Raw genomic sequence first — 26463 nt, forward strand, 5'->3', positions numbered from 1 at the left:
AGTAGGAAATGATAATGACAAATAAAGTTGCAATTATCACCGGAGCTGGTGGAGACATTGGCCGATCTATTTCGGCACAATTGGCCAAGGATGGTTTTGCGGTTCTGTGTTTGGATATCGACGAAGCAAACAATATTCAGACCGTTGAAAAAATAGTCCAAGCAGGGCATGTCGCGAAGGCGTTGACCTGCAATATTTTGGATGAAACTGATCTGCAAAACATGCGGGCACTCGCATTGGAAATGGGTCAACCCACGGCTTTGGTCAATAATGTAGGCGCGATAACCGCCGCTTCTATTCAAGAAAGCACCATCGAAAACTGGCAGCGCGATTTTGATATCAATTTAAAAGGCGCGGTTGCGTGTTTTAAAACACTAGAGGCAGAGTTTAAAAGCGTTGGCGGTGTTGTCACCAACATTTCGTCCGTAAACGGTTTTGGCGTTTATGGACACCCCGGTTACAGCGCGATGAAGGCAGCCCTTGTGCATTTTACCCGCTTTAGTGCGGTTGAATATGGCAAGTTTGGTATGCGCATAAATGCCGTCGCACCAGGTACTGTGCGCACAAAAGCGTGGAACGAACGCGCTGAACAAAACCCACAAGTGTTTGAAGAAGCCAAACGTTGGTATCCTTTACAGCGTGTGGCTGACCCACAAGACATCGCCAATGCGGTGAGCTTTCTGAACAGTGATAGTGCAAGTGCAATTACCGGCGTTTGTTTGCCTGTCGATTGTGGCCTGACAGCAGGCCAAGCCGAATTAGCTGGTACCTTTTCCCAATCATCTGACTTTTAAGTTCAGAGTAAAAAAACAACGTTCACAATCAAAAACCCCGTTTGAGGAGTTTATCTAAGATGACATCACAATTCCGTCTGGACGCCATTTGGCGTGAAACTGACCCCGAAAACGGGTCTATGATCCTAACACTAACCAACCTTTCTGATCAGCCCATCAGTGACTTTCGCTTGGCCTATACGTCCCTCTTGCGTGTGTCAGATAAGCTTGTCACCCACGGCGCAAAATTCATTCGTCGGTTCGCCAATTTTCATGAGTTTGATCCCGAAGACGGCTTCACCTTAAAAGCTGGCGAAAGCTGGACCTTTGAACTTGAAAAACTCACCCATATTCCAAAGCACAGAAATGATGGCCCAAAAAGCGCCTACATAACTCTTAAAGACGGCACACATCACACTGTTTTGACAGGTGATATGGCCCTTGAAGGACGCGAAAGCAAAACCGCTGGCATTTTGGTGCCAGAGGGTAAATTGGAATTGCCGCTTGCACTAAGCCCTTGGCCAAATAATGTGTCGATTGATCAATTTTCAACGCCGCCTGTCGCGTTGGTTTTGACCGATGCGAGGCGCGCCGAGAAGGCAGCCGCCACAACCGTGAACGCGCTAAGTGATCGCTTGTTCACCGATCTCCCAAATCCGTTTTCGCTAATAGAAGTTGCAGGCGGACGGGCACTTCACCTGTTCAAAGACCTCGCACTAGCTGAAGAAGAATATCGTGTCGAATTTGCCGCTGATCAGGTCAGCCTACGTTACAGCTCCAATAAAGCTCTGATCAACGGTTTGGTGTCTTTGGCTCAAATCATAAATGGACCAAAAGCCGACGAATCGAAATTTAAGTTCCCAGAAATCGGCAAAATCAACGATGCGCCGAGATTTGGTTGGCGCGGTTCGCATTTGGATGTGTCTCGCCAATTCTACCCCTATGAGAGCGTCAAGCGTTTCATCGACATTCTTGCTTGGAACAAGCTCAACATACTGCATTGGCACCTAAGTGATGACGAAGGTTGGCGTGTCGAAATCAAAGCCTACCCAGAACTAACCGATGCTGGCGCAAAGCGCGGCGCAAATGAAAAAATGCCCGCACAGCTTGGTTCAGGATTTGAAACCTATGGTGGGTTTTACACTCAAGAGCAAATCAAAGAGCTAATTGCTCACGGTCAGTCTATCAATGTCGAGATTATGCCAGAACTGGACATTCCCGGCCATAGCACATGCGTTTTGACAGCTTTGCCCGATTTGATTGACCCGGACGAACCCGAAGAGAACTATCGCTCTGTCCAAGGTTATCCAAACAATGCAATTAATCCCGGAATTCCAGCAACGTACAAGTTCGTTGAAACCGTAATTGAAGAAGTGGCTGATTTGTTCCCATCAAAATACATCCATGTTGGCGGCGACGAAGTGGATGAAAATTCTTGGATGCAGTCACCGGCCGCTGAAAAGCTGATGAACGAAGAGCGTCTAAACGGCACGATGCAGGTTCAGGCGCATTTCTTGGGCAAAGTTCAAAAAATGATCAAGAAAAAAGGCAAGATTGTTGGCGGTTGGGATGAAGTTTCCCACGGCGGCGGCATCGAGAAAGAGGGCGGAACATTGCTCTTTGCTTGGCAAAAACCCGAAGTTGGCATCACATTGGCCGAGCAAGGCTATGACGTCGTGATGACGCCAGGGCAAGCCTATTATCTTGATATGGCGCAGTCAGAAGAATGGCAGGAGCCTGGTGCGAGTTGGGCTGGGACCGCGTCCCCTCAAACGACCTATGAATATGAAGCAGCGGGCGATTTCCCTGAGGAGTTAAAAGACCGTTTGAAAGGCGTTCAGGCTTGTATTTGGTCAGAGCACCTGATTTCAAAAGAACTGTTCAACCACATGGTTTTCCCTCGGCTGAGTGCGATCGCCGAAGCAGGTTGGACTTTGCCTGAGAACAAAGATTGGCTGCGTTTTGCAGCACAATCTCGCTACCTACCACGCCTGTAAGTGGTCTAATCATGCGAATTGCAGTAGGTGGTTTACATACCGAATGCAGCACATACACAAGTGTGCTGCAAAGCGTTAATGATTTTAAGGTCCTGCGCGGGCGGGACCTTTTCATCTCCGATTTCTTCAATTTTTTGCCTCAATCGGAAGCAACGATTGTGCCGCTCATTCATGCACGGTCAACGCCTGGCGGAGCCGTTTCGCGCGCCACATACGTCCAGTTTAAAACTGAGTTTTTGATGAAGCTAGAATTGGCGATTTCAGAAGCGCCAATTGACGGTTTGTATCTCGCGATGCACGGGGCCGTGCATGTTGAAGGCATGGTTGATGCCGAAGGAGACTGGATCGAAGCTGCGCGTAAGCTGGTCGGACCACATTGCCCGATTTCAGTTTCATTTGATCTACATGGCAATCTCAGTCAAAAAATCATTGACCAAATCGATATATTCACCGCCTTTCGCCATGCGCCTCACATTGACACGCAAGAAACGATGGAACGGGCACTCAATCACCTGATCAATGCGATTGATACGGGAGAGAAGTATTTCACCGGTTGGGCACCCATTCCAGTTTTGTTGCCCGGCGAACGCACCAGCACCGTTGATGAACCTGCGAAGTCGCTCTATGGCCAATTGTGGGACATCGACAAGGTTGATGGCATTTTGGATGCGTCACTAATGGTGGGGTATGTTTGGGCAGATGTTGAACGCGCCAACGCTGCTGCAGTTGTCACCGGCACTGACCGGAAGGCCGTTGCGCAACAGGTTGAAAACATTGCGCGTAGCTATTTCGATGCGCGGCAGGATTTTAAGTTTGGCCCTATTACCGGTCCCTTGGATGAGATGCTTGAAATTGCAAAAACGTGTGGCACATCACCCGTCATTTTAACAGATTCTGGCGACAATCCCGGTGGTGGCGGTGTTGGGGATCGGGCATGTGTACTTGCACATTGTGCGCACAACAACATCAAAGACGCGCTGATCATCGGGATTGCCGACGCACCAGCGGTGCGCCAATGTATTGGGTTGGGTGAGGGCCAATTCACTGACATTTGGATTGGCGCAACGCTTGATCCTACACGTTCAAAACCTTGGCACGGCCATGTCAGAATTGAAAAACTGGCGACCGACAATAAGCGCGGCAATCAAATTGCTTTGCTGAATTGCAACGGGTTGCGGATCGTCATTTCAGATCAGCGCTATACTTTTCACGAACCAGAAAATGTGGAGCCCCTCGGCATAGATTTAGCCAATGAGAAATTGGTGGTGATCAAGTGCGGTTATATTTCTCCAGCGATGACCAAAATCGCAAATCCAAATCTCATGGCATTGACCGACGGTGCGGTAAATCAGGATATCCCAAGGCTGCAAAATCAAAATAGGCCAAAGCCAAGTTATCCGTTCGAGGAAAGTTTTGACTACACGCCAGTGAGCCATTTTTCTGCGCGTGCGCCAAAATAGAACGAGCTAATTGACCCCAACGATGGGGGAGAATATGCTTTCAACATTCCCGCCTATTGCGTCGTATCCTTGCGGCAGGGTACGAGAAAGCTAATTCCTCTATGTATTTCGTGATTGACGTTATCGCCCCGGTTTTTGTGATTGTGTTGATCGGTTACATGGCGGTAAAGTTGAATATCTTCCCGAGCGGCGGCATCAGCGCTCTGATCGCCTTCACCAACAATTTCGCTGCCCCGATGTTGCTTTTTCGGGCGATGCTCACTTTAGACTTTGCAACTGCACTTGATCCCAAAATCATCGCGCCGTTCTATATCGCTGGTATATCAGGATTTGTGCTCGGCATTTTCTTGGCGCGTGTGGTTTTCAAATACCAACCCGGCCAATCGGTGGCTGTGGGCTTTTCCGCTCTTTTCACCAACACTGTTCTGTTGGGCATTCCGATCATTCAGCGTGCATATGGTGTGGAGGCTTTGCCCACGATATTCCTGATAATTGGCTTTCACGCCCCAACCATGATGACCATCGGCATGCTCACAATGGAATTGTCGCGCCGCGACGGTCGCCCGTTGACCACCGCGATTTGGGATGCGTTTAAGCGCATCGTTTCGAACCCATTGCTGATCGGCATCGCTTGCGGCGTAACCTTAAATCTAAGCGGCCTTGCCTTGCCTAAAGTGCTGGATGACGCGACAAACATGATGGTTGCGGCGGTTTTGCCCACCGCGTTGTTTGGTCTTGGCGCCGCTTTGACCCAATATAGCCTCAAAAAGGCCGTGCTGCCGGCTGCCGCAATGTCCGCTATTAAAACGCTTATGCATCCATTTCTTGCGTGGGTGATCTTGGTGCCAATCCTTAAGGTGCCACATGAGATTTCACGCGCTGTCATATTGTTGGCGGCCATGCCTTCGGGCATCAACGCCTATATATTTGCCACCTATTACAATCGTGCGTTGGATGTGGCCACCAGCACCGTGCTGCTGTCGACGCTCATTTCTATCTTTTCAATTTCATTCTGGCTTTGGTTTTTATCATGAAAAATATCTTGCTCAACGGCAAAGTACCCAACGATTGTCTTAAACTGCTGGAAGAAAGGTTTCAGCTTTTCAGGCTATATGAGGCCGATGACAGGGCTGCCTTCTTAGCCGAACACGGGCAAAAAATTGTGGGTATGACGGGAGGCAAAGTTGATGCCAACCTGATTGAAAATCTGCCAAACCTGAAGATCATCGCCAATTATGGCGTCGGCTATGACAATGTGGATGTGAAAGCAGCCCATGCGAAAAACATCCACGTCACCAACACACCAAATCGGCTTAGCCCTGCCGTTGCCGAATTGACGTTAGGGTTGATGATCTCACTTGCCCGCAATATTCCTGCCTACCATAATTATGTGAAAGCGGGCCGTTGGGCGCAAGAGGGCAGCGTGCCTCTAACCGCCCAATTGGCAGAAGCTTCGGTTGGCATTTTGGGGTTGGGGCGGATCGGCAAGGAAATTGCCAAACGTTGTGTCGCATTTGATATGGACGTTTCCTATCATGGTCGTACGCATCAGACAGATCAGCCCTACCGCTATTTCGACAGCCTGATCGAGATGGCCAAAAATGTCGATTGGTTGGTCATTATCGCGCCCGGCGGAAACGAAACCAATAAGATCATCACGCGAGACGTGTTGGAAGCTTTGGGCGCCAAAGGTTGTCTGGTCAATATCGCTCGTGGGAACATGGTCGACCAGCAAGCGCTCATCGAACTACTTGCCAACAACGGGCTGCGTGGCGCGGCCCTTGATGTGTTTGACGGTGAACCAGAAGTGCCTCAAGCTTTGCGCGATTTGGACAATGTAATCTTGTCGCCTCACAATGGTAGTGCCACCCGCAAAACCCGCGCACAAATGAGTTCGCAAGTTGTAGAAAATCTTGAAGCGTTTTTTGAACGCGGCGAACTGCTCGACCCGGTGCAATAAAATATCGCAAAAAAAAGGCCCCGCACAAAGGCGGGGCAAGTGACCGTATATAGGTCAGGAAATTCGATTCTTAGATTAGCTCGCAGGCATGGCCGTTTCGACCAATTGTGCCCAATATGACGAGCCGTATGGAATAACATCGTCGTTAAAGTCATAAGTGTCTTGATGCAATCCGGCGGTGTCACCATTGCCAATCATAATGAAAGCACCCGGGCGCGCGTTTGCCATGAACGAAAAGTCTTCGCCGCCCATTGTTGGCGCAACATTTGTTTCAACACGATCTTCACCAACCAAGTTTTGCGCAATGCCTGCAGCAAAGGCTGTTTGTTTTGGCGCATTCATGGTCACCGGATAGCCATCGTGATAATTAACTTTCGCCGATCCACCAAAACTTGCCGCAATGCTTTCCGCCGTTGAAATCAAACGTGACTTCACAAGTTGGCGAACATCAGGATCAAGCGCGCGCACCGTACCGCAAATTTCAACATTCATCGGAATAATATTGAACGCTGAGCCGCCATTGATCTTAGTGGTTGAAAGCACCGCCGATTGGATCGGGTCAACATTTCGCGCAACAATGGTTTGGAACGCGGTGATGATATGGGCAGAAATTACAATTGGGTCAACTGAAAGATGAGGCATCGCTGCGTGTGAATCAACGCCCGTTACCGTCACTGTCCATTGGTCTGCCGCCGCCATAATGCCGCCTTCACGAATAGCAAACTGGCCAACGGGAATGCCGGGGAAATTGTGCATACCGAACACTTCTTCAATGCCGAAACGTTCCATCATCCCATCGTCAACCATGGCTTTGCCGCCTGCGCCGCCTTCTTCGGCTGGCTGGAAGATAACAGCCACGGTGCCATCAAAATTGCGCGTTTCAGCCAAATACTTTGCCGCGCCCAACAACATGGCTGTGTGGCCGTCGTGGCCACAAGCATGCATTGCGCCTGCAGTCTTTGAAGCGTGGGGCAGGTCGGTTTTTTCCAAAATCGGCAATGCATCCATATCGGCGCGTAGCCCAATAACACGTCCAGAACCGGTATTGTTGCCTTTGATAATGCCGACCACACCAGTTTGGCCGATGCCGGGAACAACTTCGTCACAACCAAAGCTTTTCAAAAGTTCTTCAACTTTGCCCGCTGTGCGGTGAACTTCATAAAGAATTTCTGGGTTCTCGTGCAGATCGCGCCGCCACGCTGTAATCTCGTCATGAAATTCGGCAATACGGTTGATAATTGGCACAATATTCTCCCTGAATTATTATTATGGTTTGTGATCGGTTTGGCTCGGTCATCAAAAATGGTTGGACCATTATTGTGCACCATCTAAATTCTCTTGGAAAGAGAAAATGTCTGACAATAGACGACTTAGTCTAGCTCAATTGTCCGCTTCACCCCATTTGCCAGTGTTACAATCAGTTGTGGGGTAGGACCGGAAACGCGTAAATCAAAATCCCCATCAACCGGACCGCCAGCTTCCCAGCTTTTGAGCACAGTTGATTTAGGTGACAAAGTGAGGGCAACAATTGAACGTCGGTCGCCGCTTGGGATAATCAAATCATCAACACCATCCTTGTTGACGTCATATATTGCGCTCATCAATTGATTGCGCGAACCGTTTCGGTGGTTGGAAAAACCCGGCATGGCAGCAACTTGCTTCAAGCCGTTTGAAGTCAACCGCCAAAACTCTAGCCGTTTCGTCAAGTGAGGTTTTTGCACCAAGGCAATTTCCAACTGCCCGTCGCCATCAAAGTCTGCAATTCCCGCAGGGTTCAACCAACGAAAGGCAAGTCCTATATGTGGCGTTTGGGCTTTTAGTTTAACACCATTTGCGTCTGCGCTAAAAACCGCAAGAGCCGCCCCTTTTCTGCTGGAGCTCATCACCACAACAATTTCATCGGTCCCATCTTGATCAAGATCCGCCAACCGAAGATGCCTGTCCTCAAACACCAGATCCGTCGGTAAATCGTATTGATGTTTTTGTCCGCCCTTCAATTCAACAACAATGCTTGATGCTTCAAACCGGTTACCCAAAACAAAATGTTGGTAGCGGGTGGTGGGGTTGGCGAGCCATGCTTTGGCAATTTGTTTTTCACCCTTTGCCACAAAACTATTTTGCAACGGCGCGGGAGACTGGGCGAGGGACGCGCTGACGTGAAAAACCGCTAAAAACAAAATCGCGATGAGCTTTAGATGAAACATGTGGTGGATTTCCTGATCAATTGGTCGAACATTTCCAGTCTTTATTGAACTAAAATCGCATGCAAATCACTTGCTTGTTACAGATGCGCTGGTTAACACCAATGTTGTGCTAATCTTGGCACAACTTCTTAAAACTCGGAATTAGGTCATGTTTGAAAAACTATCACCCGCACCTGAAGATAAAATCATCGCGCTGATCGCAGAATTTGCAGCAGACGAGCGCGACAATAAGATCGATCTTGGCGTCGGCGTTTATAAAGACGCAACCGGCAACACGCCGATCATGACAGCAGTGCAAAAGGCGGAAGCCAAACGGGTGAAAGACCAAACGACCAAGACCTATGTTGGCATGGCCGGCAATGTTGGTTTTAACGAAGCGATGGTTGATTTGCTGTTAGGTGACAGTATTTCACGGGACCGCGTACGTGCGGCTCAAGCGCCCGGTGGCACCGGCGCGTTGCGTCTAATCGCTGACTTGCTCAACATCGCTAAACCCGGCGCAACCGTTTACATTTCAGACCCAACTTGGCCAAACCATATTCCTTTAATGGAAGCGGCTGGTCTTAAAACAGCAAGCTACCCCTATTTTGATGCTGAAAAGCGCAATGTTCGTTTTGACGATATGTGCGCTGCGGTCAAAAACATGACCAGCGACGACATCCTGTTGCTCCATGGCTGTTGCCATAATCCAACAGGCGCAAACCTAACCAACGATCAGTGGGATATCTTGACGGATATCATCCAAAAGGCTGGCGTTTTTGTGCTTGTCGATATCGCTTATCTCGGGTTTGGCGACGGGCTTGAAGAAGACGCATATGGCTTGCGCAAACTAACAGCGATATTACCTGAAATGGCAGTCGCGGCTTCTTGCTCGAAGAACTTTGGCCTTTATCGCGAACGCGTTGGTTGTGCGATGATCATCGGACGCGATGAACAAACAGCAAAAATTACATTTTCCCAACTGTTGGGCGCGGCCCGTGCAAACTACTCCATGCCACCAGATCATGGCGCTGAAATCGTTCGCATCATTTTGAACGACAAATCCTTACGCGCAGAATGGGAAGCTGAACTAACCGACGTGCGCAACCACATGGTGACCATTCGCGAAAACCTGGCGGAAGCCATGCGTAAACGTTCAAACAGTGCTGATTATGATTTCATCGCTCAGCACCGCGGTATGTTCTCGCTTATTGGTATTTCACCTGAACAAGTTGCCAAACTGAAAAAAGACCATGGTGTTTATATGGTTGGCAATTCACGCATGAATATTGCTGGTTTGGGTGTTGATAAAATCGACATCTTCGCCGACGCTTTGGCAGAACTTGCTCGCGACTAAGCGAAACTAAATTACACGAAATTTGCGGGGCCTTCGGGCCCCGTTTTAGTTTGCAAGACTTTGCGCAAACGCATTTAGCTCGCGTGGCGAGCGGATATGAATAATCCGCTTAGTCGAGGCGTGTTTTTGAATTTCGCTGATGAGCTTGGGTCGCATTTCTTTATGTAGTTCCCACATCATGGCAAACAATTTAAACGTTACCGGCAACATGGGGCAGCCATCTGGCCCGTCGGCTCGACCAACAAATATCGACTTGATCTGCCGTTTAGTTGCCCACCAATAATGCACCCAAATCGGATGGTCGATTAACACAATTGTATCTGCTGCATCTAAACGCTCGACTACTGTTGCCCATGGCCCATAGCCGTCAAGCAACCACCGCTCAGAACTTATAATCTCTTGATGCTGGGCATTAAACTCTTGGGCTGGTGTTGGCACCCATCCCGGTTGCCATTGTAATTTATCGACGGAATAAAAGGGCAGGTGATGTGCTTTTGCGATCGCTTGGCAGATTGTCGATTTGCCGCCACCTGCATTGCCGATTACGCTAACTTTTGTCATTTTTCACGTCCGGTGCCCGAGCTTGTTAGCTTTCCCAGTAGAGTTGCCAATTGCTTGGTTTCTTCATCCGACAATTTTGCACCCATCGCATTTTCAATGGCAGGACCATAAACGCTCCACATCTTTTTGCGCAAATCGAGCCCTTTCTGGGTGATGCTCACAATCTGTCCTCGTCCATCTTCAGCACAGTCTTGCCGGGCGATCAGGCCTTCCGACTCGAGCTTGTTGATCAAACGCGAAATGCCATATTGGGGCATCAACATTCTGGACTGCAGGTCGCAGGCACGTTGACCCGATTTATTTGATCGTTCCAATTCCCACAGCACATCGTACCACGTCACCGGCGGCAGACCTGCTTCTTTAAGGGTCGCTTCGACCGATTCATGGGCAATTGTGCGGGAACAAAACAGTCGCGCCCACGCTATTTGGGTTGTTTCACTTGGTATCATCATACAGCGAATATAGATGCAACTGCATTGACTTTCAACTTCTATATGTTATTTAGATGCAATTGCATGTAACTGGAGATCGAAATGCCAAACTATAAACTCATCAGCTTTCCACTTTGCCCTTACGTTCAACGCGCCCTAATTGTGCTTGCGGAAAAAAACGTGCCGTTTGAACGGGTTGATATCGATTTGGCAAACAAGCCAGATTGGTTCCTAAAACTCTCGCCTTTAGGTAAGGTCCCAGTGCTAAAGGCTGATGAAGAAGTATTGTTTGAAAGCCAAGTGATCGCTGAGTATTTAGACGAGGTCACAGCAGGTTCTCTCCATCCAACCGACCTGCTTCAAAAAGCACGTCACCGCGCATGGATCGGATTTGCATCGCAAACATTGTCTTCGATTTTGGGCCTATATACGGTCAAAACGGCAGAGGAGTTTGAAGAAAAACGCCTTGCTGTTGTTGAAAAGTTCGCCCGCGTCGCAGAACAGGTTAAAGGCCCATTTTTCGCTGGCGACCAGTTCCATTTGGTAGACGGCGTATGGGGAACAGTTTTCCGCTATATACAAACAATTGAAACGCTGGGTGATTTTGATTTTTACCAAACATCTGAAAAGTTGCGCACATGGCACAATAAAGTTTTGGCCCGCCAGAGCGTAGTCGACGCGGCACCGACTGACTATTCAGATCAGCTTTTGAGCTTCATCAAGAAAAAACAAGGCCACCTTGCGTCATTCGTAAATGATCAAATAGCGGCCTAAAGAAATTGAGGCGGGGGCATTGCTCCCGCCAAATTCGAAAAACTTTAGGCCTTATTGCGCGGTGTTAAATGAATGCCCGCGATCATGCAGCGCACCGAGCCGCCAGCCATCTCAATTGTAGGCACCGACAAAGGCAATAATTTTGCGCTTTTTTCGATCCGTCTTTTCTGCGCTGGTGTCAACGCGTCATGGGCGGTTTTTGATAAAACCAAAAGATTGCCATCAGTACCAGTAAGCTCAATCGCATTACCCAAAAAGCTAGCAATTTGATCGGGCGTAAGGTCAATCACATGACGGCCAGATTGTTCAAATCGTTCAACAATTTCTTTGCGCCGTATGGGGTCGACAATCATACCAGTAGAAATCAGCACAAATTCTGTCGCAATGCACATCAGCACATTGGTGTGATAAATGTCATCGCCCGCAGCATCTTTGGCATCAAAAACCATCGGCTCATAGCCAAAATGAGTGCAAAAGCGCTCAAGTGCAATCGGGTCGAGCCGATGCGAACGCACCGCATAGGCAACGCGCTCGATATGGTCCAGCACCATCGCGCCTGTGCCTTCAAGAAAAATCCCATCCGGCTCTAGCCCAGAATAGTCGACGATTTCTTGCACACGATAGCAGCGTTTTAGTTTTTCAATGACGTCTGCGCGGCGCTCTTTTCGCCGACTTGTCGCGTACATGGGATAAATCGCAACGTGACCGCCCGGATGGGTGGAAAACCAATTGTTGGGAAACACGCTGTCCGGGGTGTCTTTGCTCTCATCATCAAACAAATGAACGCGCACGCCGTAGGTTTCCAACTTTGCAACAGCCTGCGTCACTTCGTTAAACGCCAATTTAGCCAGATCTACGTTTCCCCGCGCCTGTGACGTCGACTGAAACTTGTTGTCAGCCGCCGTTTCAGTGTTCGGGTGGAAATGGTGCGGACGCACCATCACAATGGCATTTGGCGCCTGGGCACTGCGTCGCTTCATTAACATGTTAGACTGCCGCCTGCTGTGGCTTTGCCGCACGTTGAACCATGCCGAACAAGTCGCGTGGATCATCTGGGTCGGCGATCATATCAAGGTCTTCATAAAACCCTGTTGCCTTATATTTGTCGCGCAAATAACGAAGGGCCGAAAAGTCCTCAGTCGCAAAACCAACACCGTCAAATAGTGTGATTTGACCCTCGCTCGTGCGGCCTTTCGCTTTGCCAGTAATCACTTCCCAAAGCTCGGTAACCGGATGGTCATCGTCTAACTGCTGAATTTCGCCTTCAATGCGGGTTTGTGGCGGATATTCAACGAAAATGCTTGAACGCAGCAAAATGTCTTTGTGCAATTCTGTCTTGCCCGGGCAATCGCCGCCAATCGCATTGATGTGCAAACCAGAGCCAACCATATTGTCGGTCAAAATGGTCGCATATTGCTTGTCCGCTGTACAAGTCGTAACGACTTGCGCGCCTTCCAAGGCTTCCTCGGAAGACGTACAGCTCACCACTTTCAACCCACGGCCCGCCAAGTTACGGGCGCATTTTTCAGTCGCTGCCGAGTCAATATCGTAAAGGCGAACCTCGTTAATGCCCAAAATGGTTTTAAACGCCAACGCTTGGAATTCTGACTGCGCGCCATTGCCGATCAGTGCCATCGTATCCGCGCCTTTTGCCGCCAGATGCTTCGCTGCAACCGCCGAAGTGGCCGCCGTGCGCAGGGCCGTCAAAATGGTCATTTCGGACAGAAGAACCGGGTAGCCAGTTGCAACATCTGCCAACATGCCAAAAGCCGTTACCGTTTGCAGGCCTTCTTTGGTGTTGGCAGGGTGCCCGTTCACATATTTAAATCCATAAACTTCACCGTCGCTGGTCGGCATCAGTTCAATTACGCCTTTTTCAGAATGCGATGGCACACGCGGTGTTTTGTCGAAAAGTTCCCACCGCTTAAAATCATCCTCAACATATTGAGCAATGCCCTCAAGCATTTCTTCAACGCCGATAGACAGGACAATCTTCATCATGTGATCGACACTAACGAAGGGGACGATGTTCAGCGAATTCGGTGCAAATTTCATCGATCTAGGGCCTTAGCTTTGGTTGTGCTCGCGCAGCGTGAATTAACAAAAACAGAGTGTAACGCGCCAAAATTTCAATTAAAATGGCAAAAGCTTGCAAAAATCGGCAGCTTCTTGATAATATTGTCACTCAAATATGTGAAAATTGATAGTGAGCGCGATGCAGCACGACAAATACATTCTTGATTCACTCGACCATGAATTGGTCAGCCTGTTGCGCTCAGACGGACGCGCCTCATTGGCCAAGCTGGCCGAAATGCTAAAAGTCTCCCGCGGCACCGTGCAAAACCGGCTCGACCGGCTCTTAGCGTCCGGCACATTGCTCGGCTTTTCGGTGCGGGTGCGCGAAGACTATGACAATGATCAGGTCCGCGCCGTAATGATGATCGAAATCGTCGGAAAATCCACCGCCGACGTCATTCGAAAACTACGCGGCCTACCAGAAATCCACACCATCCACTCCACCAACGGCAATTGGGATCTAATCGCAGAAATCCACTCGGGATCATTGTCCGAGTTCGACAATGTATTGCGTAAAGTTCGCATGATTGATGGGATTTTGAATTCTGAAACGAACTTGCTGCTGAGTTCTGTTTAAAGCCAATGGCGCTATTCAGGATATGACTAAATAGGCAATTGCGATAACGTTCAGCGAATTCACCAAGAAATGAAAAACAAACGCCGGCCAAATGCTTCTGGTCTTGTAAACGACAAAGGCCATGAACAGGCTGAGCGGGATCAATTGCGGGAGCAGCCAAAGTTGAAACGTGTGGTAAAGCGCAAATGCGACGCCATTTACAACCCATGCAGCAGCGCCCAAACCGAACATTTTGGGCAAGAGCCAAGCGCGGAAATACAGTTCTTCCACAAGTATGTTGAGCAGCAAAGTAACAACCATTAAGCCTATCAACCAATAGGCGCCCTTTAGTCTAAATCCTGGGGTCAGGTCACTCGGCAACACGGATATCGGGTCGATAGTTGGATCGAGGAAAAACGGGAAATGGTCTGGCGCGCTTAACCCGGAAAACTCACTCCAGACCGTATTCAACCCACCTGTGCCGCCAGCAACAACTAACCCGACAACCAATATGCCAGATGCAAAAAGCCATTGGCGTCGATCAAGTGGCTTGAGGCACATTCGGCTTCTTAAATTAATGCCTAATTCTCTGGCTTCTTTGTTCATCAACCAAAGCGGGGCGAGGGTGAAGCCCAGCAACATTACAGAAGCAACAATCGGCCATGCGACAATGGCAGGCATACCGTTTGCGTGAAGGAGTGGCAAAACAGCATGAAACCCAGTGAATGCGATGGCGCTGGGAATACCAAATGCAGCAACCAATTGCACCCAGTTGAGTTGCCGCGTTTTCGCCCAGTCAAATTGCGTATTCGTCATCTTGCCCCGTTTTGGCGTTTGGCCTCCGATTGGAGTACCATTTAATAACAAATCAAATTATTGCAAGTATTGTCTTGCTATTAGAGAGGGCGGATGCCTTCGCGCTTGTCCTCTGCAATTATTCAAATGCTGGAAACTGCGTAATTGAATCTACAATCGGGCCGTCATGGGTGGGCACAATCTGGATGTCTGGATTGTCCTTCCAAACTTCGTGCAACAGCGCCAGCGTTGTTTCTGTTTGCTCTTTGTCATGGTCGACCATGCCTTGAACCAAAGGAATTTTTGGTCGTAACTCAGTGATGGCTTTAAACGACCAGCTGGCATCGCCGATGAAGAAATAGCGTTTGCTGTTTGCTGTGCTCACAAACAATCCCATGCTGCCTGCAGTGTGGCCGCCTAGAGGCACCGCAACGACGCTTCCATCGTTGAACACGTCAAAGCTGCGCTCAAACGGTCCGTATTGCTTTGCATCAAATTGAACGAAGTTCCAATCCGTATCAGACCGCATCACATACTCTTCAAAAATTGAAAATTGTCGGGCGGCAGTTGCTTGGGCGTCCGTCAATTCTTGCTCTGTGGTCCAAATTGGTAATTGAGGGAAGTCAGGGATGACCGCCGCGTGGTCCCAGTGCAGGTGGGTTAAAACAATATAGTCGAGCTTTGACGCATAGTAATCCGCGTTCGCAAATCGCTGTTTGGCCGTTTCGCTCTGCTCAAAGGCAAATAGTTGCTCTTCAAGCACATTGAAATTGTCCGCATGTTCTCTAGCAATGTTTGTGCCGATGCCACCTTCTAGCATAAACGTGGCTTTTGGGTGCTCAATCACAAATCCTGAATAAACACTGCGATGGTATCTGCCCAGATCACCACCGCTATAAATCAGCGCTTCGGGTGAAACATTCTGTCCCGTTGAGAAAGCAGAAAGTTTGATTTGCGAGGGAACTTGTGGTGCTGGGATACTCGCATCAATGTCCAGCATTGATGTTACCGTTCTTGGCCAAAATTGATAGGTGAAAAAACCAAAAATGCCAACAACGATGAGGGCAGCAACGCCGCCTACAATCTTGATAATACGCATGTGAAATACTCCGTTACGCGAGATATAGTTTTATGTGAGAAGCGGCGCGGTTGAGGGGAGCAACACTCTTTTCAGCGCGCGCCAAGATCATCGCGCCTTCTATCGCTGCGAGAAGAAACTCAGCTAGTTCTTTCGATTTTTCAGATGCAAACCCGCTTGAAACCAAAAATGCCGCGCACTGGTCTGTCCAATGCGCAAAAGCAGCATCGCAGGCTTTCCGAATACTTTCGGATTCAGATGCCATCTCTAAGTTTATGGTGGTAATCGGACAGCCCTTCGTGAAATCCGATCCACTTAGGTTTTGACTAAAATGGCCATTCAGCAAATCCACAAATTGATCGACACTCGCGGCCATTCCACGTGCCGCTTCAATGTTTGCGCCGATTTCAAGTTTCGATGCTTCGATCACAGCAACTGCGATTTCCTCTTTCCCTTTGGGGAAGTGGTAATACATCGAGCCCTTGGGTAATCCGCCGACCGTGCAAATTTCATTGAGGCCAATCGCTTGGTACCCCTTTGCTTGAAACAGCTCTGCTGCCACAGCTATCAGCCGCTCACGTGTTAGTTCACCTTTAGTTTTTTTTGCTGCTTCTGGCTTTACCATCGTCAGTCCCTAATTAATTACTACCCAGTCACCAAACCTTCATGGCAGATTGCTAGTAACAAATTAAAATAGACCAGTCTATATAAATTATGAAATTGAAAGAATGCACATGTTGAAACGAATATATGGTTCATTGATGTTGGGTTTGGATAAGTGGGCACCTTACCAATCCTGTCGCGACCAAACGCCAATCAAAACCATTCACGTTCTTTCACATATTCATATATTTAGGAAGCTCTAGCCATTCTGTACTGTATGCCTTACCAATTGGCGCACTGATTGGGGGAATAACATGGGGCACAGTAGTAATTCGGCGAACAGGGCAATTCTTTATTCTTTGACAGCAATGTTTTCACTTAGTTACCTAGATCGGCAAGTTTTAAATATTACGCTAAACGATATTGGGGTTGAGTTTGCACTAAGCGACTTGCAATTGGGTAGCTTGTCCGGAATTGCTTTTGCAATCGTTTATGTCATATTTGGGTTCCCTATCGCGCGCATTATTCGCCCCGGCAACCGTAAGATGATCGCAATAGGTGCGCTAACCCTTTGGAGTGGCATGACTGCCTTAATGGGGTTGGCAAGCTCATTTGGCACTTTGTTGATCGCGCGTGTTGGCGTGGGGGTTGGTGAGGCTGGCTGCGTGCCGCCATCGCACTCAATGATTGTTGGCGCTTTGGATGTATTTCAAATTTGAAGAGCTTAAGTCAAACTCCAACCTTAAAAAAACATCACCAAAAGGAATTGGCTACAAATCGCTCGTAAAACAACTTGTTATGGACAAGAGTTGTTGTCACTCGCTCTTTGGTGCCGCCCTTGCCGCAATGGTGAGCTTGGGCGCGGGAGCGTGGATTGCTGCATTTCTAATCCGCGCTCACGGGCTGAGTATCGCCCATGTCGGCATTTATCTAGCGATCACAATAGGCATCGTTGGCGCGTTGGGTACATGGCTAGGTGGTGTCATATCTGACCACCTTGGCAGTAAAGATCCAACGTGGCGACTTAAGTTCATTGCTGTTACTTTATTGATCGCGAAGCCTTTCGCGATATTGTTTTATCTCTTGGACAATACTACGTTAGCGCTCGTCGTTTTTATCGTGCCAGCATTGACCGGGGCGATGCTTATTGGTCCTACCTTTTCTCATCTTTATTCCCGCGTGGAAGCTTCCTCGCGCCCCATGGTGACTGCCATATTCATGTTTATGGTCAATTTGATTGGGCTTGGCCTGGGACCAATATTAGTTGGGCTAATGAGTGACGCGCAATTCTCAGCATATGGTCCGAATTCATTACGCTATGCTTTGGTGGCATTGCAGATTGCTGGTTTTTGGGCTGCGGTTCATTTTTGGATCGCGGGTCGTGCCATTAAGTTTGATTTTGTTGGTTCTGTGCAAAGCAAGATTTAATTTTCTCCCTTAACCATTTAATTCCCTCATCTTCTGCCGCCCGTTTGTGCCAAATGAGATGAAATTGTTGGTTACTCAGCTCCAATGGCAAATCAAAAATCTGCAAGCCGTATTGAGGCGAAGCTTGCTCTGCATAACGGCGCGGCACGATGCCGACTAGGTCAGTGCTCGCAACGAGTTGGACGATAGAACTGACTTTGTACACTTGGCAAACCTCGCAAAGAAAATTTTGACCGGGGCGTTTTATGAAGAGTGTATCAAGTACCTTAACCCACATATCGGGTGGGTTCGCAGCGTTTGACCTAGCAGGTATCCTTTCGAGAATTTCCAAAGGATGTCATGTTGGGTCTGCCTTCCGGTCGTTTGCAGCGTATTTTACCGCCCTGATGCTCCTGTTGTTTCTACCCGGCATGGCTATGGCTGCCCCGGAAATTGCCATCGAGGGAAACGGCAGAAATATCCCCAACAATTTTTTCCCGTCAGTTACCAGGGATACAAATTTTGGCGCTGTTCGCGTCACTGGCGGCAGTGACACTCACATCTTCACAATCAGTAATAGTGGGCCTGATCCCTTAAACTTGACAGGGCCCCCCCATCGTCTCAATTTCGGGGGCAAACTCTGGCGATTTTACGGTGAGCCAGCAACCAGTTACCCCAGTCAGCGCAAATGGCGGCACCACCACCTTTTCTATCACGTTTGACCCGACGCAACTCGAGCAGCGTCAGGCAACGGTTTCCATCGATAATAGCGATGGTGATGAAAACCCCTTTACGTTTAGTATAGAGGGATATGGTGCCGACCCTGAAGTACGACTATTTGGAGGGGCTTTGTTCCAACAGATTGTCGATGGGGATGCAACCCCATCAGCCAGCGATCACACCGATTTTGGCTTAACCGATGTTGCCAATGGTTTAAGTTCGAGAACGTTCACGGTATCTAACAGGGGAACATCTAGATTGCTCAACGGCAGTGAAAATCTATCGCTTCCCAACGGCGTGACGATCAGCGGTGCTGCTGCACAGGACTTCACAGTGATCACGCAGCCTGCCACATCCCTCGGCATCTTTGGCAGTTCTAAATTTAAGATTTCCTTTAATCCTTCAGCTCCTGGTCCGCGGCCAGCGACAATCACAATCGACAATAATGACCCTGACAGAAATCCTTTTTCATTTGCCATTCAAGGCCCAGGATCGACGATGACGCCGGAAATCGTTGTCACCGGATTTGGTAATGACATTGAGACCGGGAGCGGAAATGCCGCGGTGAGCGCCGCCAATGGCACGCAATTCGGCACCGTCTCAAACAATGGTACGGTTGTCGAGCGTACCTATGTGATCAAAAACACCGGTACAGCGAACCTAAACTTGGGTGCGAACGCGGTGAGTGTCTCATTGCCTCAGGTGTTTTCAGTAGCGTCCCAACCTGCTGCGATCGTCGCACCTAACGCGACGACAAGTTTTACCATTCGCTTTACTGCGCAACAGGGCGGCTTTGGCGCTGGCGTTAGAATAAACAACGATGATAGTGACGAAGGGCCGTTTACATTCACTATCTTGGCTAATGGCAACAATTCTTTGCCTGAAATCAATGTGACGGGCGGCGGACGAACCATCTTAGATGGTGATACGACGCCTGACACTGCCGATCACACCTATTTTGGTGGTCACGATGTCACCAGCGGCGATGTCACTCGTGTCTTTACGGTGGAGAACACCGGCACCGCAGACTTAACCATCACCAGCGCTGCAATTTCCGGTGCGCATCAGGCCGACTTTACGATCACACAGGCGCTGCCGGGCACGATCACAGCTGGGAATTCCGCCCCCATACATGTTAAATTCAACCCGACAGCACAAGGTGTACGTACGGCCACATTGTCCATCACAAATGATGACGGCGACGAGAGTCCGTATAGCTTTGATATACAAGGCACAGGAGAGAATGTAGTTGGCGATATCACCATTGTGCTCAATGTAGAAGGATCGGACACTCGACTTGATTTTTCATCCGCAACAACCTCACTTAATTTCTCACTTAATTCAATAGGTGGCACAGCACAGACCAATATTCCTGGGTTTTTTGGTGGGGACCTATTTGGTCACCGCAGACTTTAATACGAACGGTTATGGTTTAGCGTCCATCACATGCTCAGATACAGATTCAACCACTGATCGGATTGTTCGTACAGCAACCATTGTGGTGGGGGCTTCCGAGAGTGTGACTTGCACATTCACCTTGAGAGAAACGCGCGGCGTAACGAACCAGATGATTGGCGATTATCTGCGTACACGGAACAGTTTCATCCTCAACAATCAAGCGGATCGGACACGTCGATTTTCTCGATTAAAGGACGCAGGAATATCGCAAGAAAGCAATCTGAGTATTAACACCCCACTCGGTTTTGCGGCACAATTGCCATCGCCTATAGCCGTTTCGTTAAACCGGGGTCTGTTGTCCTATTCCGGCAGCGCACGCGGCGCTTTGGGGTTCTATAATAGCCGTACCGGTAGTGCAAATGTTCCCGACATTGGTAAATGGGATATATGGTCCGAGGGTAGCTTCAATATTTTTAACGACCACAACACTCAATCGGGGCGCTTTGGTGTGATACATGTTGGTGCCGACTATCTATTGAGCGACGATGTCTTGTTAGGGGCAAAAGCACAAATTGATTGGATGAATCAGGCGTTTGCCTCGACCAATGGCAAAGTTGAAGGCACTGGATTTATGGTTGGACCCTATGCGACGATCGCACTTGGTGAAAATCTGTTCTTTGATATTTCAGGCGCTTGGGGCATGTCCCAAAATGCCATCTCACCGTTTGGCACTTATACTGATCACTTCAGCACAAGCCGCTGGATGTTGGATGGCGCATTGAGTGGGATGTATGTTTTAGACGGTTGGACTGTGCGACCAACTTTGGCTTTCTCTTACATAGACGAAAATCAAAACCCCTATACCGACAGCTTGAATGTACGCATACCCGGCCAAAGGGTTGCTCAAGGGGAAATCAGTTTTGCCCCGTATGTTTCTTACGATATTGTGCTTGAAAATGGAGGTGTGCTGACACCCTGGCTTGAGATGAAGGGGCATTACGCGTTCCAAGCCTCCGGCACACTTTCATCCAAGTCCTACAGCGATGCGCTCAATGGATTCTCAGCGTCGATTGGTACAGGGGTTGATTGGAATTCGATAAACGGCTCTTCCATATCAGTTTCTGGCCAATATGATGGAATTGGCACAGCTGCTAGCAGTTATGGGGTCAATATCGGCGTTTCGGTGCCGTTGGACTGAAGACACAGGACCAGAAACATCTCTTCTCTCACCGCCAGCATATTGAGATTGGCCAGGTCGTAGGGGACTTCAATTCAGATTTATTAATCTGATGAAGTCACCTTAAATCAAAACAGGTCCAGTCGATTGACCCACTATAAGTTCAACCTCAAGTAATTCACTTGGAGGCTTCATTTCGGGATTTGCAACAATTTGTAACAGCATTTCGGCAAGGCGGCGCCCAGCCTCTCTTACGGATGAATTTGTTGCTGTAAAAATAGGGATGTCATCGCTGTTCTGGAAATAGGATAAGCGGTCGTCATGCGTGACGATGGAAATATCACGGCCTACGATCATCCCAGATTCTTGAACGGCTCGACGAGTTCCTAAGGCAACAATAATTGATGCGGTTAAAATTGCTGTGGGTGGGCTATTCAATTTCAATAATTCTAGAGTTTTATGATAGCCATAACTCTCCGTCATTTCATCCGAGTACATAAGGTCAGGGTCTATGGTCAAGTTGTGAGATATAAGTGAACTCTCATAACCCTCCCGTCGTCTAAATGCGAAATCCAAGTGTTCACTACCGTTGAGTAGGCCAACTCGGCGATGACCCAAATCGTATAAAAAATCTGTTGCTCTAGCGAAAGCTGATCGATTGTTGACATCCAACCAAGCGTAGGGAACATCGCATTGGGTTGATCTACCATGCACTATGAATGGTAATCCCAATTCTGTTAGAAATGGAATTCTGCCGTCGTTTATGGAAGGGCTTTGAACAACCACAGCATCTACGGTGCTTTGTGCTTTTAGGTCGCGATAAACTTGGTATTCATCCTCATGTGGCGGAACAACCGAAAGCATCATCTTATAACCGTTGGTGGAATACACTTCACCAACACCAGCTACAAAATCCCCAAAGACAGGGTTCACCATTTCATTTTGGTTAGATGTCGAAATGACGTGACCAATTGTCAATGTTTGACCAGTAGCAAGGCCTTTTGCCGCTTTATTAGGTGCGTAGTTATTCTGCTTTGCAATCCTTTGAACACGTTCGCGCGTGCGTTCAGATACTTCCGGAAATCCATTTAAGGCCCGGCTAACTGTTGTCTGACTTAAATTCAGAAGTTCTGAAAGTTCCTTCAAATTCATTCGACAAATTTATCCAAACCGCTTAAAAAATCAATAGAATATTTGATGTAGCCTTCATTTTCTGGGGATTGTTAAAAACACCAATGCGCGCTCTGCTTCATTTAACTTCCTGAAAAATATCGTTAAAATTTCTTCCTTGACAGAACGAGTAAATAATCTGTTATAGTTTAGCTTCCAAAGCGCTTTGGATAAAATTGTATATTCATTGTTTTGAAAAAGCGAAGATGTATAAACGGGAGGAAGTTTTATGAACATCGCTACGAAACAGCTTTTATTGGCTAGTGTCGCCACCTTGGCACTGGGCGCATCTGCGCAAGCGGAACAATTGACAGTGTTTGGCCCATGGCTCGGACCTGACCAAAAGAACATCGAAGTCGTTCTCGCTGATTTCGCCGAAAAATCTGGCCATGACGTCAGGTATGTGGGCTCTGACAGTTTTGAACAACAGATCATGATCGATGCAGAGGCTGGATCATCACCAAATGTTGCAGTATTTCCGCAACCTGGTTTGGCATCTGATATGGCAAAACGCGGCTTCTTGACACCACTAAAAGACGGCACAGGCGACTGGATTAAAGAGAACTACGCTGCTGGCTCATCTTGGGTCGATCTGGGCACATACAAAGATAAAGCTGGTGCAGATAACCTTTACGGATTTTTCTACAAAGTCGATGTGAAATCTCTGGTTTGGTATAATCCGGAAAACTTTGAAGATGCTGGCTATGAAATCCCAACGACAATGGAAGACCTTAAAGCACTCACAGATCAAATTGTAGCCGACGGTGCTACACCGTGGTGTATTGGTCTGGGTTCAGGCGGCGCAACTGGATGGCCTGCGACTGACTGGGTTGAAGACATGATGCTTCGCACTCAGTCTCCAGAAATGTATGACAAATGGGTTTCAAATGAACTGAAATTTGACGATCCGGCAGTTGTTGCGGCGATTGATGAGTTCGGCGCTTTTGCCCGCAATGACAAATATGTTGTAGGTGGCGCGGGTGCTGTTGCCTCTACGGATTTCCGGGATAGCCCAAAAGGCATGTTCTCATCTCCGCCACAATGCTACATGCATCGCCAAGCTTCATTCATTCCAGCTTTCTTCCCTGAGGGAACAGAAGTTGGTGAAGATGCTGACTTCTTCTACTTCCCGGCATATGAGAGCAAAGATCTTGGTAAACCAGTTTTGGGTGCCGGCACACTATGGGCGATCACAAACGAAAACCAAGCTGCACATGACTTGATTGAGTATCTTCAAGAACCTGCTGCACATGAAATCTTCATGGCGCTTGGTGGCTTCTTAACTCCTCACAAGGGCGTAGATCCATCTAAGTTTAAAAGTGAATCTACAGCAAAGATGAACGAGATTCTTCTTGGTGCAACAACATTCCGTTTTGATGGATCAGACCTAATGCCTGGTGCCGTTGGTACGGGTTCGTTCTGGACAGCTATGGTGGATTATGTAGGAGGCAAAGATGCTGCCGAAGCCGCCTCAGATGTTCAAAAAAGCTGGGATGCCGTCAAGTAAGACAACGAATAAAAGGCAGCCCCCACATGCGGGGCTGTCTTGCCTATACCCGCCTGAGGAGGCAACGGGTTAAACGATAAACAGGATTTGGGAGTGTCTGATGGAAGCTGCATATAAAGGGTTACTCACAATATTTTTAGGCGTCGGTGGATGCCTTTTATATTTCTATCTGTCCAACCAAATCCTCGACAAGGTCATATACCCTGCTACCGGCAAAAATGCTGGCCGCAATATAAATCGCGCCAATATGATCCGACCATGGCTATTTGTCATGCCCGCCATGGTCGCTTTAGGGGTTTATCTGGCTTATCCCGTTGTTGCTACATTCTGGTTTTCACTCACTGATCGCAGCCAAGATGACGCCTTTGTTGGCTTAGCTAATTATCAAGAGATGATGAGCGAACCAAAGTTCTGGGAAGCTATGCGCAATAACATGTTGTGGCTGATTATCGTACCCGCCGCTTCAACTTGTTTTGGGCTGTTGGCCGCCCAACTTACTGATCGCATTAAATGGGGATCAATCGCCAAATCTCTAATCTTTATGCCAATGGCCATTTCATTTGTTGGTGCAGCCGTAATCTTTAAATTGATTTATGACACTCGCCCCATTGATCAGGCGCAGATCGGCGTATTGAACGCGATTTGGTTGCAGTTTAACGGTGGTGTTGGCTCGTGGCTAATTCTGCGACTATTGCCAGCAACACTCATGCTTTGCGGTACAGCCGCGGTTGGATATGTCGGCTATGGCTTGTTCAATGCAATTCGTGAAAAAGGCGGTGTTTTTCTGCGCGGCCTCGCCATCGCACTGCTCGGCTTCATTGCATATTCATTCCTGTCTCTTGCTTGGGGCGCGCTCACTTCGGTCCACCCTTATGGGGAACCACAAACTTGGCTGACGATCCCTGGTTGGAATTCATTCCTCTTGATGGTGGTTTTAATTTGGATCCAAACAGGTTTTGCAATGGTCATTTTGTCGGCAGCGTTGCGCGGCATACCAGAAGAAACAATTGAAGCGTCGATTGTGGATGGCGCAAATCCATTCCAAGTTTTCTTCAAAATCAAAATGCCCCAAATTTCAGGAACAATCGTTGTGGTTTGGACAACTATTACATTGGTTGTGCTTAAGGTTTTCGACATCGTGTTTGCCATGACCAACGGTCAATGGGAGACGCAGGTTCTTGCCAACTACATGTTCGACAAATTATTCCGTGCAAATGACTGGGGCATTGGCTCGGCGTCAGCCATGATCATCATGTTATTGGTCAGCCCAATCCTTATTTGGAATGTCTACAACGCTCGCCAGGAGATGAAGTGATGGATAATATAGCTGGAAGCAAATCTAGCCTAAACTGGGCCGTCCAAATCTCTGTTGTTGCGCTTGTTCTTCTGTGGCTTTTCCCCACAATTGGTTTGCTTGTCTCCTCCTTCCGGACAACAGATCAGATTTCAGGTTCTGGCTGGTGGGAATCCTTATTCCCTACCGAACAGAACCTGACATTACGCACAGCCGATCCTGATGATGAAGGTGCTCAAAATCTAGTCAATGGCATCTATATCGTCGAAGGCAATCTTTTCGGGACTGCCGGAGATGCACAGATCAGTGTTTGGGGCACTTCATCTCGTGATATTGATGCAAATAAGATAGGCGATACTGCTGAGCTAAAAGACGGCGAGACAATGACCGTTAAGGGGGATGGCACCTATCGTTGGACCAGTCCTGTTGAATTGACAGGTCGTGGTCAACGGGTTTTTGCGACGGCAACAACACCGCCAGAATTTACATTTGAGAACTATCAAAACGTGCTGTTTAGCGGCGATAGTACCGATAGTATGGCTAAGGCATTTTTCAATACGCTAACGGTTACAATTCCCGCGACAATTATTCCGATTATCATTGCAGCTTTTGCCGCCTATGCGCTGGCTTGGATGGATTTTCCCGGTCGTGCTATATTGATTGCCATCGTTGTTGGATTGCTTGTTGTTCCCCTGCAATTGGCTCTAATTCCAGTGCTCCGCCTGCATTTGGGTATAGGAATTGGAAAGGGATATTTGGGTGTATGGCTAGCCCATACCGGCTTCGGTCTGCCGCTTGCAATTTATTTGCTCAGAAATTACATGGTCGGATTACCCAAAGATATTATCGAGAATGCCCGCGTTGACGGTGCTACCGATTTCCAAATCTTTATGAAGATCATTTTGCCACTTTCTTTTCCTGCCTTGGCATCTTTTGCCATCTTCCAATTCTTGTGGACATGGAACGATCTGCTCGTGGCCAAAGTATTCCTTATCGATGCCACGGGTGAAACCACGGTTATGACCAATCAAATTGTCGAACTGTTAGGTACCAGAGGGGGGAATTGGGAAATTCTTGCGACCGCTGCCTTCGTGTCAATTGCAGTTCCGTTGTTGGTGTTCTTTGCGATGCAGAAATACCTTGTACGTGGTCTTTTAGCTGGTTCAGTAAAGTAGGACTAAAAACT

The 26463-nt window shown here is 48.3% G+C and carries 26 protein-coding genes; 15 read left to right on the forward strand and 11 right to left on the reverse strand.

All coding sequences use genetic code 11. From position 1 onward, the window contains the following. Positions 1–14: 14 nt before the first annotated feature. The 5 genes from ACSHWX_RS04950 (at position 15) to ACSHWX_RS04970 (ending at position 6190) form a co-directional block, all read left to right on the forward strand. A complete protein-coding gene (locus tag ACSHWX_RS04950) occupies positions 15–794 on the forward strand; it encodes an SDR family oxidoreductase (RefSeq protein WP_435667079.1) in 780 nt (259 codons plus the stop codon). Between the two features lie 59 nt (positions 795–853). Further along, positions 854–2770 (forward strand): beta-N-acetylhexosaminidase, encoded by a 1917-nt coding sequence (locus ACSHWX_RS04955; RefSeq protein ID WP_435667080.1) that lies wholly within the window; start codon positions 854–856, stop codon positions 2768–2770. A gap of 11 nt (positions 2771–2781) precedes the next feature. Continuing rightward, positions 2782–4230 (forward strand): M81 family metallopeptidase, encoded by a 1449-nt coding sequence (locus ACSHWX_RS04960; RefSeq protein ID WP_435667081.1) that lies wholly within the window; start codon positions 2782–2784, stop codon positions 4228–4230. 101 nt (positions 4231–4331) lie between these two features. Continuing rightward, a complete protein-coding gene (locus ACSHWX_RS04965) occupies positions 4332–5264 on the forward strand; it encodes an AEC family transporter (protein WP_435667082.1) in 933 nt (310 codons plus the stop codon). Continuing rightward, positions 5261–6190, forward strand: a complete 930-nt coding sequence (locus ACSHWX_RS04970; protein ID WP_435667083.1) for a 2-hydroxyacid dehydrogenase — start codon at positions 5261–5263, stop codon at positions 6188–6190. Before ACSHWX_RS04965 ends, ACSHWX_RS04970 begins: the two co-directional genes overlap by 4 nt. Before the next feature lie 75 nt (positions 6191–6265). Here the strand turns inward: ACSHWX_RS04970 and ACSHWX_RS04975 are convergent, their stop codons facing one another. Together ACSHWX_RS04975 and ACSHWX_RS04980 are read right to left on the reverse strand one after the other, a co-directional pair. After that, positions 6266–7435 (reverse strand): M20 aminoacylase family protein, encoded by a 1170-nt coding sequence (locus tag ACSHWX_RS04975; protein WP_435667084.1) that lies wholly within the window; start codon positions 7433–7435, stop codon positions 6266–6268. A gap of 125 nt (positions 7436–7560) precedes the next feature. Continuing rightward, positions 7561–8394 carry an FG-GAP repeat domain-containing protein gene (locus tag ACSHWX_RS04980; protein ID WP_435667085.1) on the reverse strand — a complete coding sequence of 278 codons (834 nt, stop codon included), beginning with the start codon at positions 8392–8394 and terminating at the stop codon, positions 7561–7563. 148 nt (positions 8395–8542) lie between these two features. Between ACSHWX_RS04980 and ACSHWX_RS04985 the strand changes: the two genes are divergently transcribed. After that, positions 8543–9730 carry an aromatic amino acid transaminase gene (locus ACSHWX_RS04985; RefSeq protein WP_435667086.1) on the forward strand — a complete coding sequence of 396 codons (1188 nt, stop codon included), beginning with the start codon at positions 8543–8545 and terminating at the stop codon, positions 9728–9730. Positions 9731–9775: 45 nt separating this feature from the next. Here ACSHWX_RS04985 and ACSHWX_RS04990 read toward each other — a convergent pair whose 3' ends face one another. Next, the gene (locus ACSHWX_RS04990) at positions 9776–10291 is read right to left on the reverse strand and encodes a flagellar protein FlaR (protein WP_435667087.1); all 516 of its coding nucleotides are present in this window, start codon (positions 10289–10291) and stop codon (positions 9776–9778) included. Next, positions 10288–10743 (reverse strand): MarR family winged helix-turn-helix transcriptional regulator, encoded by a 456-nt coding sequence (locus ACSHWX_RS04995; protein ID WP_435667088.1) that lies wholly within the window; start codon positions 10741–10743, stop codon positions 10288–10290. The genes ACSHWX_RS04990 and ACSHWX_RS04995 overlap by 4 nt, the downstream gene beginning before the upstream one ends. 81 nt (positions 10744–10824) lie before the next feature. On the opposite strand from ACSHWX_RS04995, the gene ACSHWX_RS05000 reads away from it, so the two are divergent. Then, positions 10825–11496, forward strand: a complete 672-nt coding sequence (locus ACSHWX_RS05000) for a glutathione S-transferase family protein (RefSeq protein ID WP_435667089.1) — start codon at positions 10825–10827, stop codon at positions 11494–11496. Between the two features lie 44 nt (positions 11497–11540). Here ACSHWX_RS05000 and ctlX read toward each other — a convergent pair whose 3' ends face one another. Continuing rightward, on the reverse strand, positions 11541–12476 hold the full coding sequence (ctlX, locus tag ACSHWX_RS05005; RefSeq protein ID WP_435667090.1) for a citrulline utilization hydrolase CtlX: 936 nt from the start codon (positions 12474–12476) through the stop codon (positions 11541–11543). 7 nt (positions 12477–12483) lie between these two features. Further along, entirely contained in the window at positions 12484–13551 is a 1068-nt protein-coding gene (locus ACSHWX_RS05010; RefSeq protein WP_435667091.1) for an ornithine cyclodeaminase, read from the reverse strand. A gap of 160 nt (positions 13552–13711) precedes the next feature. Here ACSHWX_RS05010 and ACSHWX_RS05015 point away from each other — a divergent pair, with 160 nt between their 5' ends. Then, complete coding sequence (locus ACSHWX_RS05015; protein ID WP_435667092.1) at positions 13712–14149, forward strand: Lrp/AsnC family transcriptional regulator; 438 nt, start codon at positions 13712–13714, stop codon at positions 14147–14149. 15 nt (positions 14150–14164) lie between these two features. Here the strand turns inward: ACSHWX_RS05015 and ACSHWX_RS05020 are convergent, their stop codons facing one another. The 3 genes from ACSHWX_RS05020 to ACSHWX_RS05030 all read right to left on the reverse strand — a co-directional run bounded on the left by ACSHWX_RS05020 (position 14165) and on the right by ACSHWX_RS05030 (position 16626). Beyond that, positions 14165–14944 carry a lysostaphin resistance A-like protein gene (locus tag ACSHWX_RS05020; RefSeq protein WP_435667093.1) on the reverse strand — a complete coding sequence of 260 codons (780 nt, stop codon included), beginning with the start codon at positions 14942–14944 and terminating at the stop codon, positions 14165–14167. Between the two features lie 118 nt (positions 14945–15062). Beyond that, a complete protein-coding gene (locus tag ACSHWX_RS05025) occupies positions 15063–16022 on the reverse strand; it encodes an MBL fold metallo-hydrolase (protein WP_435667094.1) in 960 nt (319 codons plus the stop codon). A gap of 13 nt (positions 16023–16035) precedes the next feature. Further along, positions 16036–16626, reverse strand: a complete 591-nt coding sequence (locus tag ACSHWX_RS05030; protein WP_435667095.1) for a TetR/AcrR family transcriptional regulator — start codon at positions 16624–16626, stop codon at positions 16036–16038. 292 nt (positions 16627–16918) lie between these two features. Here ACSHWX_RS05030 and ACSHWX_RS05035 point away from each other — a divergent pair, with 292 nt between their 5' ends. Together ACSHWX_RS05035 and ACSHWX_RS05040 are read left to right on the forward strand one after the other, a co-directional pair. Next, positions 16919–17323, forward strand: coding sequence for an MFS transporter (locus ACSHWX_RS05035; RefSeq protein WP_435667096.1), 405 nt, complete (start codon positions 16919–16921; stop codon positions 17321–17323). Further along, on the forward strand, positions 17307–18032 hold the full coding sequence (locus tag ACSHWX_RS05040) for an MFS transporter (RefSeq protein WP_435667097.1): 726 nt from the start codon (positions 17307–17309) through the stop codon (positions 18030–18032). Before ACSHWX_RS05035 ends, ACSHWX_RS05040 begins: the two co-directional genes overlap by 17 nt. Here ACSHWX_RS05040 and ACSHWX_RS05045 read toward each other — a convergent pair. After that, positions 17992–18309, reverse strand: coding sequence for a LysR substrate-binding domain-containing protein (locus ACSHWX_RS05045; protein WP_435667132.1), 318 nt, complete (start codon positions 18307–18309; stop codon positions 17992–17994). The genes ACSHWX_RS05040 and ACSHWX_RS05045 overlap by 41 nt on opposite strands. A gap of 326 nt (positions 18310–18635) precedes the next feature. Here ACSHWX_RS05045 and ACSHWX_RS05050 point away from each other — a divergent pair, with 326 nt between their 5' ends. Both ACSHWX_RS05050 and ACSHWX_RS05055 read left to right on the forward strand, forming a co-directional pair. Then, on the forward strand, positions 18636–20147 hold the full coding sequence (locus ACSHWX_RS05050; protein WP_435667133.1) for a choice-of-anchor D domain-containing protein: 1512 nt from the start codon (positions 18636–18638) through the stop codon (positions 20145–20147). Beyond that, positions 20116–21327 (forward strand): autotransporter outer membrane beta-barrel domain-containing protein, encoded by a 1212-nt coding sequence (locus ACSHWX_RS05055; RefSeq protein ID WP_435667098.1) that lies wholly within the window; start codon positions 20116–20118, stop codon positions 21325–21327. Before ACSHWX_RS05050 ends, ACSHWX_RS05055 begins: the two co-directional genes overlap by 32 nt. A 102-nt stretch (positions 21328–21429) precedes the next feature. Here the strand turns inward: ACSHWX_RS05055 and ACSHWX_RS05060 are convergent, their stop codons facing one another. After that, positions 21430–22458, reverse strand: coding sequence for a substrate-binding domain-containing protein (locus tag ACSHWX_RS05060; protein WP_435667099.1), 1029 nt, complete (start codon positions 22456–22458; stop codon positions 21430–21432). 247 nt (positions 22459–22705) lie between these two features. Here ACSHWX_RS05060 and ACSHWX_RS05065 point away from each other — a divergent pair, with 247 nt between their 5' ends. From ACSHWX_RS05065 to ACSHWX_RS05075, 3 genes are all read left to right on the forward strand, one after another. After that, a complete protein-coding gene (locus tag ACSHWX_RS05065) occupies positions 22706–23983 on the forward strand; it encodes an ABC transporter substrate-binding protein (protein ID WP_435667100.1) in 1278 nt (425 codons plus the stop codon). Positions 23984–24083: 100 nt separating this feature from the next. Further along, positions 24084–25298, forward strand: coding sequence for a carbohydrate ABC transporter permease (locus ACSHWX_RS05070; RefSeq protein ID WP_435667101.1), 1215 nt, complete (start codon positions 24084–24086; stop codon positions 25296–25298). Next, positions 25298–26452 carry a carbohydrate ABC transporter permease gene (locus ACSHWX_RS05075; RefSeq protein WP_435667102.1) on the forward strand — a complete coding sequence of 385 codons (1155 nt, stop codon included), beginning with the start codon at positions 25298–25300 and terminating at the stop codon, positions 26450–26452. The genes ACSHWX_RS05070 and ACSHWX_RS05075 overlap by 1 nt, the downstream gene beginning before the upstream one ends. Positions 26453–26463 lie beyond the last annotated feature (11 nt).

It is taken from the genome of Maritalea sp. (genome assembly GCF_051251695.1).
In the GTDB taxonomy this organism is placed as follows: Bacteria; Pseudomonadota; Alphaproteobacteria; order Rhizobiales; family Devosiaceae; genus Maritalea.